We start from the raw sequence: 14342 nt of genomic DNA, 5'->3' as shown, positions 1-14342 counted from the left end.
AGTGTTTTTATAAATTGTGCTGTGTAAAACGGATTTTTATAGCTACAATCTAAGCTTAAAATGAGTTTGTTATAGCGATAATAAGGCAATCAATGCTTTAGCGCGATAACACCGAGATGGTCAAACCTCTTAGACGTTTTTTTTCGTTATGCTCTTGCTCAAAGTGCGTAGCGATGTTTGAAACCTTCAATTAACACCCATTCAACGCTCGTCTAACTAGACATCAATTGTTTGATTTGATAAAGTGCGCTATATCATATAAATTGGTAAGACCAATTGACAACGGAGCCGAGCCCCAAATGGCTTATAGCAAAATAACTCAGCCTAAAATTTCAGATGTGATCATGGAGCAATTAGAGCGCATGATCCTCGAAGGAAGTTTACAGCCTGGGCAAAAATTACCGCCTGAGCGCGAGCTTGCTTTGCAATTTGAAGTGTCACGCCCTTCATTACGTGAAGCGATTCAAAAGTTAGAAGCCAAAGGCTTACTAATGCGCCGCCAAGGTGGCGGAACCTACGTTAAAGAACAACTTTGGCAAAGTCTTGCCGATCCTATCGTTGAATTAATGCATAACGACTCAGAAAGTCAGTACGACTTACTGGAGTTTCGTCATGCCACTGAAGGCATGATGGCTTATTTTGCTGCGCTGCGTGGTAATGATGCCGATATGCAAAGCATTAAACGTTCAATTAACGAAGTTGAAGCGGCTGTTGATGTAGAAGCGCAGGCTGATGCCATTGTGCGTTTTTACCGTGCGGTAGCCGAAGCGTCACACAATGTGGCGATGTTACACCTTGTACTCAGTTTAACCCCTGTGCTGCACAAAAACGTGGCACAAAATTTAGAGCTTTTAAGCCGTCGCGAAGAAGCATCTACCATGGCGAATGAACATAGGCGAGCACTGCTTGCTGCCATTATTCGTCGTGATCCTGAAGCGGCACGTGAAGCCTCGAACGAACATTTAAGTTATATCGAGGAAGTCATGTTGTCAGTGAGGGAAGAAGACAGTCGGTTACAGCGTAGCTTGCGCCGCTTAAAAAGTGGTGTTTGATACCGATTTATAATCAAACGCATTATAAATATACCGAAACACATTAATTATCTGTATCTAGAGAAAGGACAGCGACATGTCTGAAGGTATTCTACAAGACTTAGATCCATTAGAAACTCAAGAATGGGTTGATTCACTGCAAGCCGTATTAGAGCAAGAAGGCCCTGAACGTGCACATTATCTACTTGAACAATTAATCGATAAAGCGCGCCGCAATGGTACACATTTACCATATAAAGCGACCACTGCTTATTTGAATACGATTCCATCTGGCCAAGAGCCACATATGCCTGGTAATCAGGAAATGGAACGCCGCATTCGTGCTATCGTTCGTTGGAATGCACTTGCAATGGTATTACGTGGTTCTAAGAAAGATTTAGAGCTAGGTGGTCACATTTCAAGTTTTGCTTCTAGTGCGACTATTTATGATGTGTGTTTTAACCACTTCTTCCGCGCTCCAAATGAAAAAGACGGCGGCGATTTAGTTTATTATCAAGGGCATATTGCACCTGGTATTTATTCTCGTTCTTTCCTTGAAGGCCGCATCACTGAAGACCAAATGAATAATTTCCGTCAAGAAGTTGATGGTAAAGGTTTGTCTTCATACCCGCATCCCAAGTTAATGCCTGATTACTGGCAGTTCCCGACAGTATCTATGGGCTTAGGTCCTATTCAAGCGATTTATCAAGCACGTTTCCTTAAGTATTTGACTGACCGTGGTATTAAAGATTGCTCTGAGCAAACGGTTTACTGTTTCTTAGGTGATGGTGAGTGTGATGAGCCTGAAACATTAGGTGCAATTGGGCTTGCAGCTCGTGAAGAATTAGATAATTTATGTTTTATTGTTAACTGTAACTTACAGCGTCTTGATGGCCCTGTACGTGGTAACGGTAAGATTATCCAAGAGCTTGAAGGCGAGTTCCGCGGCGCAGGATGGGAAGCTGTTAAAGTGATTTGGGGTCGCTACTGGGATCCATTACTTGCACGTGATACTAGCGGCAAGTTATTACAGTTAATGGAAGAAACCGTAGATGGTGAGTACCAGAACTGTAAAGCTAAAGGTGGCGCATACACTCGTGAGCATTTCTTTGGCAAATACCCTGAAACCGCTGAAATGGTGGCTAACATGTCAGATGATGACATTTGGCGTTTAAACCGTGGTGGCCATGATCCAGTTAAGATTTATGCTGCGCTGCAACATGCTAAAAACACTAAAGGCCGTCCTACAGTAATCCTTGCTAAAACAGTTAAAGGTTACGGAATGGGCGATGCGGGCGAAGGTAAAAACATTGCCCATAACGTGAAGAAAATGGGCATTGAATCGCTTAAATACTTCCGCGATCGTTTTAATATCCCGATTAGCGATGATCAGTTAGAAGACATTCCTTACTATCATCCAGGTGCTGATTCTGAAGAAGTTAAATACTTAAAAGAGCGCCGTGCTGCCCTTCATGGTGCTATGCCGAAGCGTCTTGAGAAGTTCTCTAAAGATATTGAAGTGCCGCCATTAAAGATCTTTGATTCAGTACTTAAAGGCTCAAATGGTCGTGAAATCTCAAGCACTATGTCATTTGTGCGTATTTTAACGGCATTGCTTAAAGACAAGAAAATCGGCAAGCAAATCGTACCGATCATTCCTGATGAAGCGCGTACCTTTGGTATGGAAGGTTTATTCCGTCAAGTGGGTATTTACGCTCATGAAGGGCAAAAATACGAGCCACAAGATTCTGATCAAGTTGCTTACTACCGTGAAGATAAAACCGGTCAAGTATTGCAAGAAGGGATTAACGAGTTAGGTGCAATGTCATCTTGGGTTGCTGCGGCAACCAGTTACTCAGTTAACGATACCCCAATGATCCCGTTCTACATCTACTACTCAATGTTTGGTTTCCAACGTATTGGTGACATGGCATGGGCTGCTGGTGATATGCGTGCTCGCGGCTTTATGGTCGGTGGTACTTCAGGTCGCACAACCCTAAACGGTGAAGGCTTGCAGCATCAAGATGGTCATAGCCATGTATTAGCTAACACGATTCCTAACTGTATTTCTTATGACCCGACTTATGGTTATGAAATCGCAGTGATTGTACAAGACGGTATTCGCCGCATGTATGGCGAGCAAGAAGACGTGTTCTACTACTTGACTACCATGAACGAAAACTATGAGCAGCTTGCGATGCCAGAAGGCAGCGAAGAAGGTATCGTTAAAGGTATTTATAAGCTTGAAACTCTTAAAGGTTCAGGTAAAGGCTCTGTACAGTTAATGGGTAGCGGCACGATTTTAGAGCAAGTACGTAAAGCGGCTGTGGCATTATCGAAAGACTTCGGTATTACTGCTGACGTTTACAGCGTGACTAGCTTCAATGAGCTAACCCGTGATGGTCAGGCTGCAGAGCGTTACAACATGCTGCACCCAACTGAAACGCCTAAAGTGCCTTATATTTCTGAAGTGTTATCAAGTGATGCGCCAGCTATTGTAGCAACGGATTACATGAAGATTTATGGTGAGCAATTACGTGCTTACATTCCAACTGATTATAAAGTACTAGGTACTGACGGCTTTGGCCGCAGTGATAGCCGTGAAAACTTACGTCACCATTTTGAAGTTGACGCTAAGTTCATTGTCATCGCGTCATTAAAAGCCCTTGTTGACCGTAAAGAGTTACCTGTAGAAGTGCTAACGAAAGCTATCACTGAATACGGTATCGACGTTGATAAGATCAATCCACAGTTCGCATAGGGAGAAACAAAATGGCTGAATTAAAAGAAGTTTTGGTTCCTAACCTTGATACTGATGCTGTGCAGGTTATTGAGATCTGTGCTGAGATTGGTGAAGTGCTTGAAAAAGAAGCATCAATCATCACAGTTGAAACGGATAAAGCGACTATGGATATTCCAGCACCCTTTGCTGGGAAATTAGTTGAGCTGAAAGTGGCTGTGGGCGATAGCGTTTCTGAAGGCTCGCTAATTGCGGTACTTTCTGTAGAAGCGGCTGGCGATGCGCCAGCGCCTGCAGCTGAAGTGGCTGCACCGGTAGCGGCGCCTGTTCAAGCCGCTGCTGCTCAAACCGCGGCTCCAGTAGCAGAAGCGCCAGCAACCGTTGCGGGTGGCACTGAAGTTATTGAAGTGCATGTGCCTGATATTGGTGATGCTGATAATGTTGATATTATCGAAGTGTTAGTGAGTGTGGGTGAAACCATTGAAGCTGACACAGGGCTTATTACCTTAGAAACTGATAAAGCAACCATGGAAGTGCCTGCGCCAACCGCAGGTGTGGTGAAAGAACTTAAAGTGAACGTTGGCGACAAGGTTTCACAAGGCTCTTTAGTGCTGATGCTTGAAGTAGGCACTAGTGCTAGTGCGCCTGTTGCTGAAGCAGTATCAGCGCCTGCAGCTAGCTCTGCTCCTGCAACATCGGTTGTTGAAGTTAAAGAAGTTGCAGTACCAGATATTGGTGATGCCTCTGATGTAGATGTGATTGAAGTGCTAGTTGCTGTTGGCGATATGCTTGACGTGGATACAGGTTTAATTACCTTAGAAACCGATAAAGCCACCATGGAAGTACCAGCGCCATTTGCCGGAAAACTGGTTGGTTTAACGGTTAATGTTGGCGATAAAGTATCTCAAGGTAGCATTATTGCTACGGTTGAGACGCAATCAACCGCACCTGCAGCTCCATTGCAAGCCGCTCCGGCAGCTAGTGCTCCTGCAGTTACTGCAGCAACACCAGCACCAGTTACCGCTGCGCCAGCAAGTAAGCCGCCTGTGCCGCATCATCCAAGTGCTGGTAGCCAACCTAAAACCGGTGCTGTACATGCATCACCTGCAGTTCGCCGCTTAGCGCGCGAATTTGGCGCTGATTTAACCCAAGTGAAAGGCTCTGGCCGTAAAGGACGTATTCTGAAAGAAGACGTTCAAGCCTTCATTAAATATGAACTTAGCCGACCTAAAGCGAGTGCTGCCACAGCGGTTGCTGGTGGCGCGGGTGGCTTGAATGTGATTGCAGCGCCTAAAGTTGATTTCAGTAAGTTTGGTGAAGTGGAAGAAGTGCCATTAAGCCGTATCCAGAAAATCTCTGGGCCTAACTTGCATCGTAACTGGGTGACGATTCCACATGTGACTCAATTTGATGAAGCTGATATCACTGAATTAGAAGCATTCCGTAAACAACAAAATACACTTGCAGCTAAGAAGAAAGCGGATTACAAAATTACTCCGTTAGTATTTATGATGAAAGCCGTGGCGAAAACACTGGCAGAATTCCCTGTATTTAACTCAAGTTTAAGCCCTGATGGCGAGTCGTTAATCCAGAAGAAATATTTCCATATTGGTGTAGCGGTTGATACGCCAAACGGATTAATGGTGCCAGTGGTTCGTGATGTCGATAAGAAAGGCATTGTAGAGCTTTCTCGTGAGTTAACGGATATTTCAATTCGTGCCCGTGATGGCAAGCTGAAGTCAGCAGACATGCAAGGTAGCTGTTTTACTATCTCTAGTTTAGGTGGCATTGGTGGTACAGCATTTACCCCAATCGTTAACTATCCTGATGTGGCTATTCTTGGGGTATCAAAATCAGAAATGAAGCCGAAGTGGAATGGCACTGATTTTGAACCTAAGTTGATGTTGCCACTATCGTTATCATACGACCACCGTGTGATTGATGGGGCAATGGCTGCCAGATTTAGCGTGACATTATCAAGCATTCTTAGCGATATTCGTACGCTAATTTTGTAAACAAAAAGGCTGCTCATATTGAGCGGCCTTTTTATTCTTATCACTAGGATTGTGATCAGTATCAAACAAAGGGTAAAATGCGGCCACCTTACAAGATTTGACCACATTTTGCAGTTTGGACGGTTTTTCCGCCAACGATAGATAAAATAGAGGAAAACATGAGTAACGAAATCAAAACTCAGGTAGTAGTACTAGGTGCCGGCCCAGCAGGTTATTCAGCAGCTTTCCGCGCTGCAGATTTAGGTCTAGAGACTGTGATTGTAGAACGTTTTAGCACCCTTGGTGGTGTATGTTTGAACGTGGGTTGTATCCCATCAAAAGCACTTTTACACGTCTCTAAAGTCATTGAAGAAGCTAAAGCCGTTGCCGATCACGGTGTTGTTTTTGGTGAGCCTAAAATTGATTTAGACAAGTTACGCGGCTTTAAAGAAAAAGTAGTAGGTCAACTGACTGGCGGTTTAGGCGGAATGTCTAAAATGCGTAAAGTTGATGTGGTAAATGGTTTAGGTAAATTCACTAGCCCAAATACAATGGAAGTGACAGCTGAAGATGGCACTGTAACAGTGGTTAACTTTGACAATGCCATTATTGCAGCGGGTTCTCGTCCAATTAAACTGCCATTTATCCCACATGAAGACCCACGTATTTGGGATTCAACTGATGCTTTAGAACTGAAAGAAGTTCCTGAAAAGTTATTAGTGATGGGCGGCGGTATTATCGGCCTAGAAATGGGTACGGTTTACTCGTCTTTAGGTAGCCAAATTGACGTAGTTGAAATGTTCGACCAAGTTATTCCTGCTGCTGATAAAGATATCGTTCGAATTTATACTAAAAAGATTAAGAAGAAGTTTAACTTAATCTTAGAAACCAAAGTAACTGCAGTTGAAGCGAAAGAAGACGGCATTTATGTTTCTATGGAAGGTAAGAAAGCCCCATCTGAGCCAGTTCGTTACGACGCAGTATTAGTTGCTATTGGTCGTACACCAAACGGAAAAGGCCTAGACGCTGAAAAAGCTGGCGTAAATGTAGATGAGCGTGGCTTTATCAATGTTGATAAGCAAATGCGTACTAACGTACCTAATATCTTCGCTATCGGTGATATCGTTGGCCAACCAATGCTTGCGCACAAAGGTGTGCATGAAGGTCATGTTGCTGCTGAAGTTATTTCTGGTCTTAAGCACTTCTTTGACCCTAAAGTTATTCCTTCAATTGCATACACAGACCCTGAAGTCGCGTGGGTTGGTCTTACTGAGAAAGAAGCCAAAGAGCAGGGCGTAGCCTATGAAACTGCATCATTCCCATGGGCTGCAAGTGGCCGCGCAATTGCTTCTGATGCAAGTGACGGTATGACCAAGCTCATCTTCGATAAAGAAACTCATCGCGTTATCGGTGGTGCTATCGTTGGTGTTAATGGCGGTGAATTACTTGGCGAAATCGGCCTAGCAATTGAAATGGGTTGTGATGCTGAAGATTTAGCCTTAACCATCCATGCTCACCCAACGTTACATGAATCTGTAGGTCTTGCGGCTGAAGTTTATGAAGGTTCAATTACTGATTTGCCAAACCCGAAGGCAAAAAAGAAAAAGTAACATGTAGTTATTTGTAGCAATTTGTATCAAAGCACCTTTCGAGGTGCTTTTTTTTGCTCTAAATTTACTTTTAGGTGATATATTCAAATATAGTATTAAATTTAATTGTTTTTGTTGTTGCAGGCATAAAGCCATTTAGGTTCACATAGAAGCGCTTAGCATAATAAAATCAATAAAAGAGTAACCCAGTCATAATGATAAAAGGCATTAAATCGTTTCTCACCTTGGTCGTTCTTACCCTTAGTTGCAGCTTTCCAAGCGTGGCTGACGATCTTGTCCAACGTTTATTTAATATCAAAGATGGCCTGGTTAATTACACTATCAATGACATTGCATTTGATGATTATGGCTATGTTTGGCTGGCAACTGAGCAGGGAGTATTTCGTGTTAGCGATACTGTTACCCGCCGCATTGATCAACCTGATAGTGATAATGCATTAGCTGCAGAAAACATTCATCTTATCGCTAAGGTGACTTCTCAGCGCCTTCTAGTCGCTTCTGGCACATCGCTTTACCTCTACGATATTAAACTCAATCGTTTTTCAGATGACATTATTGCCGGCCTCATAACTAGTGATGATTCTATTGTTGACGAAACACGTCTAGATAATGGTAACTTAATTCTGCTTACCCGTTTAGGTCAGGTGCTTGAGTTTGATGTGAATTCATTGTCAATCTCAGCGCTAACAGCCCAAGAATTGGATAAGACATTGCAATGGAATAGTGTTAATCAGCTAAGTGATGGCCGCTATATTTACTCATCCGCCTATGAAGTTGTGATAAAAAATGCCTGGGGCGAATTGATAAAACAAGTTAAGCGACCTATAGATAATATGTTGATTAAAAAGCTATTTGTAGATGCTGAACAGCGTATTTGGATCTTAAGTAACAAAGGCTTATATGAGCTAACCCTTCAAAGCTATCGGATGACTGCTACCACAGCGCTTCCTTTTGATATTCGTGGCGCGGTTGAAGGTAGTCGTGGTCATTTGTGGCTTAATACCAGAAGTGGGCTATTTTCATGGGATAAGCAATCATCGAAGGCAATTTCATATAAAGAGGAATTAAAAAATGATGCTGACGTTGATTATATCGACGATATGGCTGTTGATGACGATGGTTTAATTTGGCTTGGCGGCGCAGGCGAAGGTTTAGCGTTACTGGCAATAGCTCCTGAATTTTTATTGGAAAGTTACACTCATTCATCAACTTATCAAATTGAAGATGACATGATTTGGAGTATTTATGCCGAGCAAGATAAAGTTTGGCTCGGCGGTGATGGTGGCTTGACCATTGTTGATAAATCAACCAAGACTTCAAAATATCTTATCCCTGCAGGCTTTGAAGCGAGAGATTCAATTTACGGCGTTAATGAGCTTGATAATCAGCATATTGTGGTAACAACAACCAGTGGACTGTTTGTCATTAATAAACAAACTGATCAGCAAGTTGATTTTAGCCATTTTGCTGCATCAAGTGACTCGCTAAAAGGTAAATTATTATTTAACTCCTATGCAGACCCACTGTTTAGCGGCAGGGTTTGGTGGGGAGCAGATAATGATGTTTACTATTGGCAGCCAGGGTTAGACAATATCGTCACTGTGTCACCGACAGAGCATATTCTTCTATCCCACTCAGTGAACATTCGAAGTTTTTTCCGTGAAAATCATGATCGTCTGTGGATCGGTGGCGCAGGTCTATTTGGCTATATAGATAGCAATAATAATGTCACTTCATTAAACGCAGCGTTAGGCATTAACCACAAGGATATTATGATTACTAATATCCACCAAGTTGATAATACAACCCTGTGGTTAGGGACTCGCCAAAATGGGGTCATTGTTTTTGACACCCAAACCCATGAGATTTCATCCATGAGTGACTATTGGCATGTTGATTGCCCGACGATTTACTTTATCGAGCAAACTGAAAAAGATCATTTGGTTGGCTGCAGCTCTTCGGTCATTAGACAAAATAAACAGACAAAAGCCATTGATGTATTTTTTACTAGCGATGGATTTATTGGTAATGAGTTTAATGAGTCAGCAGCTTATTATGACCCTAATGCAGGCTTATATATTGGCGGCCCTAATGGGGCGATGTTAGTTGATATTGATAAGCTTGCACCTCGAGTAAGTAATGATGATATCGCCCTTGAGTCCATTGCGATTTACTATGAGGACAATACAGAGTATCACTTGATACCTGAATCCTTTAACTTAGTGCGCCCTGGGGCTAACTTAATCAGTTTTCAAATAACCACTTTCGACTACGTGAATGAAACGCCAATCAGCTTAAAGTACCGTTTGCTTCATGAGCATAATAGCTTAGATAGCCAGTATATTTATCTGCAAGGCCAAACTCAGATTAATATTGCTGACTTAAAAGCGGGTAAATATACCCTAGAGCTATTGCATAAACAGCATGGGGTGTGGGCAAGCAGTCCGTTTCAATTTAGTTTTAAGGTTGAACAATTTTGGTGGGCGTCACAGTGGTTTAAAGCCTTAGTGCTTTTTGCCATTCTTTTTGGGGTATTTACCTCTTTATGGCTTCGTAAAAAACAAATAAACCGTGTTATTGGTATTAATCAGGCATTAAGGGAAAGTGAAGACAAATTACGTCAATCACTGCGCGGTAGCGATTCAGATTTATGGGAGTGGCAAGCTAGCACTAACCAAATCCAATTTGATAATAAATCGGGTCTGTTGGGTGAGAGAAGAAAGTTATCTTATCTCGTGCCTGATATACCGATTGTTGCCGCCGATAAAGATAACCTCCAGCAGCAATGGCGAGCTTTGTTAAAGGGCGATAAAGAAACCATTGATGTAGAATTTAGGTATCACCGTGGTGAAGAGGCTATTGGTTGGCTGCGCATCAGAGGCCGCGCAGTTACCCGCAATCAGACTACAGGGCAATTAGAGCAAGTTGCCGGTATTTATACTGAGGTGTCTGAGCAACGTGAGCTTCAAAATGAAATTGATTTGTTTGCCAAGGCATTTGAAAACACCTCAGAAGGCATGTTAATTCTTGATAGTCGCAAGCGGGTGAAATTACTAAATACCGCAGCTGCAACTATCTTTACCAGCAAGCATGAAGCACTTGATGGAAGGGGGTTTGAGTCATTATTGTATGTGGATCATGGCTCCAAAAATATCGATGATTTATTGCAAAATAGCCGCTCATGGAATGGCGAGTTAAGCTTTAAACGGGGGAATAATGAACATTTTCCTGTTTGGGCTAATATCTCTAAAATGTCTGATAAGCGCGATATCTCACAGCACTATGTGGTGGTGTTTTCAGATATTACCCAGCGAAAACAATACGAGTCTAATTTACGGCACTTAGCCAATAATGACGTGCTTACAGGCCTTGCTAATCGAGCGATGTTTACTCGTCAGTTACAACAGATTATTGAGCAAGCTAGCCACACTAATGAAAAGTTAGCATTATTGTTTTTGGATTTAGATCGCTTTAAGCACGTCAATGACTCTTATGGTCATAGCATGGGGGATGCTTTACTCGTTGAAGCGGCTCAACGCTTAAAAAATAGTGTTGGTGATGATCATCTGGTTTGCCGTTTTGGTGGTGATGAGTTTGTCATATTGGTTCGAAATGCTGATTCTATTGATCAGATAAATTTGATTGCTGAGCAAATTTTACAAAGGTTTGCTACGCCGTTTAAATTATTTGGCCGTGAGTTTTTTGTTTCAACCAGTATTGGTATCAGCATGTGGCCTGAAGATAGCCAAGATTCTGAAACCTTAATTAAAAATGCTGATTTAGCCATGTATCACGCCAAAGAAGAAGGCCGAGGTAACTTTCAATATTACTCTGCTGAGCGCAATGCTGAAGCGCAATATCATTTGAAAATTGAAGCTGACTTACGTAGCGCCATCGAAAATAACGACTTTGAGCTTTATTACCAACCTCAGGTAGACATACTCCAAGGTGATAAATTTGTAGGGATGGAAGCGCTGCTCCGCTGGCGTCACCCTATCGAGGGCTTTATTCGGCCAGATATCTTTATCAAGGTGGCTGAATCTTGTGGATTAATTATTGATATAGATCGCTGGGTGCTGCGCCAAGCCTGTATCGATGGTGCAAGATGGCATGCCCTTTACGACCAGCCTTTTCAGCTGTCAGTCAATGTGTCTGCAGTGCAGTTTAGACAAGTTGATTTTATTGAGAATTTAAAAGCGACCTTAGCCGATACTGGTATGCCGGCAAAGTGCCTTGCTATGGAAATTACCGAAGGGGTGTTGATGAAAGAGCTGCAGGTGGCAAGATCGCATTTAACCCAGCTTAAGCAGCTTGGTATTGAGGTGGCCATCGATGATTTTGGCACCGGTTATTCATCACTGGCGTATTTAAGAAGCTTTGAGGTGAATACCTTAAAAATCGATCGCTCCTTCTTAATTGATATTGCTACTAATGAAGCTGATCAAGCCATTGTGAGCAGTATTATTGAACTGGCAAGAAACCTAAAATTACAGGTGGTCGCAGAAGGGATAGAGTCTCACGCACAAATGGAGCAAGTTTTTAGCCGAGGTTGTTATATCATCCAAGGGTATTTCTTTGCCAAACCTATGCCAAAGGCTGAGCTGGATAAGTTTATCGGGATTGGGAAAAAGCTGTAATAAAGCGAAGTTCGCATGGTTAACAGTAAGTTATAAAGGTTTTATTCATGTGAGTTTTCTCTGTTAGAATGACGCGGTAGATCATGATTAAAGATAGGATGCTTTATATGGGCCGTAAGATTGCACTGCTGTTACTACTCAGTTTATTTTCACACAACTTAATGGCTAAAGAACGCCAGTCAGTGGGATTAGTATTAAGTGGTGGCGGCGCAAAAGGCGCGGCGCATATTGGGGTGCTTAAGGTGTTAGAGCAGCATCGCATTCCGGTTGATTATATTACTGGTACCAGTATCGGCTCCTACGTCGGCGGCATGTATGCCTTAGGTTATAGCGCCGCAGAAATCGAACACATTATGCTTAACTCCCCTTGGGCTGATGGCTACTCAGATACCATTCCTCGAGAAGTACTTACTTACCGCGATAAACAACACCGCGACAAATTTAATATCCCCATTAACGTAGGTTATAAAGATGGCGGCTTAGCCGTCCCCAGTGGCTTATTACTTGGCCAAACCATGTCGCAACTATTACGTTCATCAACTGATGTGGTAGAGCAATTTGGCGATTTTGATGATCTAGCTATTCCTTATCGCGCTGTGGCAACTGATCTAGTTACTAGTCATGCAGTGGTATTAGCTCAAGGCAGTATCGTTAAAGCCATGCAAGCCTCTGCAACGGTACCCGGGGCATTACAACCGGCTGAAATAGACGGCAAGCTACTGGTTGATGGTGGCATCTCAAATAACATGCCTGTCGATGTCATTAAAGCCATGGGCGCAGATGTGGTCATTGCCATTGATATTGGCTCACCATTGGCCAGCAAAGAGCAACTTAATGGCACGATTGCGGTGTTGGAGCAGCTTTCAACCATTTTGACCAAAGCCACCACAGAGCATCAAAAAACATTATTAACCGATGATGATGTGCTGATCCGTCCTGCGATTGATGACATGAGCACCACTGACTTTGATATCATGCCTGACGCATTAGCTGCCGGCACAGTGGCGGGCGAAGCAGCGCTGCCAATGTTGACACATTTAAGTGTCAGCGCTGAAGAATATCAGGCCTATCAAGACAATAAACAACGCGCCAAATTACTACTAGTTAATCAAGTTAACCGTCCAGTGATTAAGATTGTATTTGATAATCAATCTAGAGTGAGTGAAAGCCTGTTAGATGAAGAGTTAGCTCTTAAAAAAGGCACAGTAATCACCAAAGAAGCCTTAGACGAGGGCATAAAACGGCTTTATTCCCTTAATAAGTTTCAGCGTGTTGATGCCGAGTTTGAAGACACAGAAGCTGGACGCATATTAACAGTGACCACCCATGCCAAATCCTGGGGGCCAAATTATTTTGACGCCGGTTTTAACTGGGAAGATGACTTTACCTTAGATTCAGCCATTACCCTTAGTCTGGCTTATACCATGGGTGAGCTGACTGATAATGGCGGTGAGTGGCGTAACGAAGTTCAGTTAGGTTACGACAAGCGAGTTAGCTCAGAATTTTATCAGCCATTAGACAGAGACCAAGACTTCTACATTCGTTCTAAATACGAATTCGAGATCAAAAACTGGGATTATTATGATGATAACAACCGAGTCTTTGAGCTTAAAAACACCCTAAATCAATTGGCATTTGGAGTGGGTTATAACTATTCCCACGCTGGATTAATTGAGATTGGCGCAGTGGGTGAAATAGGTGATTTAAGTAATAAAGCCGTTTCTGCCCAAGATCTTGAATATGGCTCTTATGGCGGCTATTTTTCCTTTAGTTTTGACACCTTAAATAGCATTAGTTTCCCTACAGAAGGGCAGCGGTTAACGTTTACGGCCTCGGTAAGAAATGAAGATTATAAAGGCGCGGTTATTAATGACTCTGATGAACTATCTTGGCAGTTTGAAGCGGATTGGAAAGGGGCGCTTAAGCTAGGTAACCATGCCATTGTAGGTAAAGTCGCTTTAGCCACCGTTGATGTGGACCGTGATTTTACTTTACATGTAGCAGAGCTCGGTGGCTTTTTAAATCTGTCAGGTTTTCATAAAGGCGCATTGGCAGGTGCCCATAAAGCCTTTGGCGCCTTGATTTATCAATATGATTTAGGCCGAGATGTGTTACTCAGTGATGTGCCGTTATACATAGGTACTAGCTTTGAAGCGGGTAATGTGTGGACTAATCGTGATGCAGTGGACTTTGATGACCTTATCTATGCAGGTAGCTTATATTTAGGCACTGATACCAGCTGGGGTCCTGCCGCACTTGGCTTTGGTTTGACAGATACTGGCGAGCAATCGTTTTACTTATTTTTAGGTAAAAACTTTTAATTGTTCAGT

Annotated in this window: 6 protein-coding genes; all 6 read left to right on the top strand. The window is 42.8% G+C overall.

The window, feature by feature from the left end; translation table 11 throughout:
- The first annotated feature begins 299 nt into the window (after positions 1 to 299).
- The 6 genes from pdhR to Q4557_RS07815 all read left to right on the top strand — a co-directional run bounded on the left by pdhR (position 300) and on the right by Q4557_RS07815 (position 14333).
- The gene (gene pdhR / locus Q4557_RS07840; protein ID WP_076538482.1) at positions 300 to 1052 is read left to right on the top strand and encodes a pyruvate dehydrogenase complex transcriptional repressor PdhR; all 753 of its coding nucleotides are present in this window, start codon (positions 300 to 302) and stop codon (positions 1050 to 1052) included.
- Positions 1053 to 1128: 76 nt separating this feature from the next.
- Complete coding sequence (gene aceE / locus Q4557_RS07835; RefSeq protein ID WP_102440031.1) at positions 1129 to 3792, top strand: pyruvate dehydrogenase (acetyl-transferring), homodimeric type; 2664 nt, start codon at positions 1129 to 1131, stop codon at positions 3790 to 3792.
- A gap of 11 nt (positions 3793 to 3803) precedes the next feature.
- On the top strand, positions 3804 to 5786 hold the full coding sequence (gene aceF, locus Q4557_RS07830; protein ID WP_303411918.1) for a dihydrolipoyllysine-residue acetyltransferase: 1983 nt from the start codon (positions 3804 to 3806) through the stop codon (positions 5784 to 5786).
- Between the two features lie 158 nt (positions 5787 to 5944).
- Positions 5945 to 7375, top strand: a complete 1431-nt coding sequence (lpdA, locus tag Q4557_RS07825) for a dihydrolipoyl dehydrogenase (protein ID WP_102440029.1) — start codon at positions 5945 to 5947, stop codon at positions 7373 to 7375.
- A 194-nt stretch (positions 7376 to 7569) separates the two neighbouring features.
- On the top strand, positions 7570 to 12012 hold the full coding sequence (locus tag Q4557_RS07820) for an EAL domain-containing protein (protein ID WP_303411916.1): 4443 nt from the start codon (positions 7570 to 7572) through the stop codon (positions 12010 to 12012).
- A gap of 107 nt (positions 12013 to 12119) precedes the next feature.
- Positions 12120 to 14333 carry a patatin-like phospholipase family protein gene (locus Q4557_RS07815; RefSeq protein ID WP_102440027.1) on the top strand — a complete coding sequence of 738 codons (2214 nt, stop codon included), beginning with the start codon at positions 12120 to 12122 and terminating at the stop codon, positions 14331 to 14333.
- The last annotated feature ends 9 nt before the right edge of the window (positions 14334 to 14342 follow it).

Source organism: Shewanella sp. 5_MG-2023, from assembly GCF_030547465.1.
Lineage (GTDB): Bacteria > Pseudomonadota > Gammaproteobacteria > Enterobacterales > Shewanellaceae > Shewanella.
The sequence above is the reverse complement of the archived record's forward strand: the minus strand, read 5'-3'. Positions and strand labels throughout refer to the sequence as shown.

What these genes read in the sequence shown, in the direction of transcription:
- pdhR (WP_076538482.1), top strand. Translation starts at nt 300, where the DNA reads ATGGCTTATAGCAAAATAACTCAGCCTAAAATTTCAGATGTGATCATG.
- aceE (WP_102440031.1), top strand. Translation starts at nt 1,129, where the DNA reads ATGTCTGAAGGTATTCTACAAGACTTAGATCCATTAGAAACTCAAGAA.
- aceF (WP_303411918.1), top strand. Translation starts at nt 3,804, where the DNA reads ATGGCTGAATTAAAAGAAGTTTTGGTTCCTAACCTTGATACTGATGCT.
- lpdA (WP_102440029.1), top strand. Translation starts at nt 5,945, where the DNA reads ATGAGTAACGAAATCAAAACTCAGGTAGTAGTACTAGGTGCCGGCCCA.
- Q4557_RS07820 (WP_303411916.1), top strand. Translation starts at nt 7,570, where the DNA reads ATGATAAAAGGCATTAAATCGTTTCTCACCTTGGTCGTTCTTACCCTT.
- Q4557_RS07815 (WP_102440027.1), top strand. Translation starts at nt 12,120, where the DNA reads ATGGGCCGTAAGATTGCACTGCTGTTACTACTCAGTTTATTTTCACAC.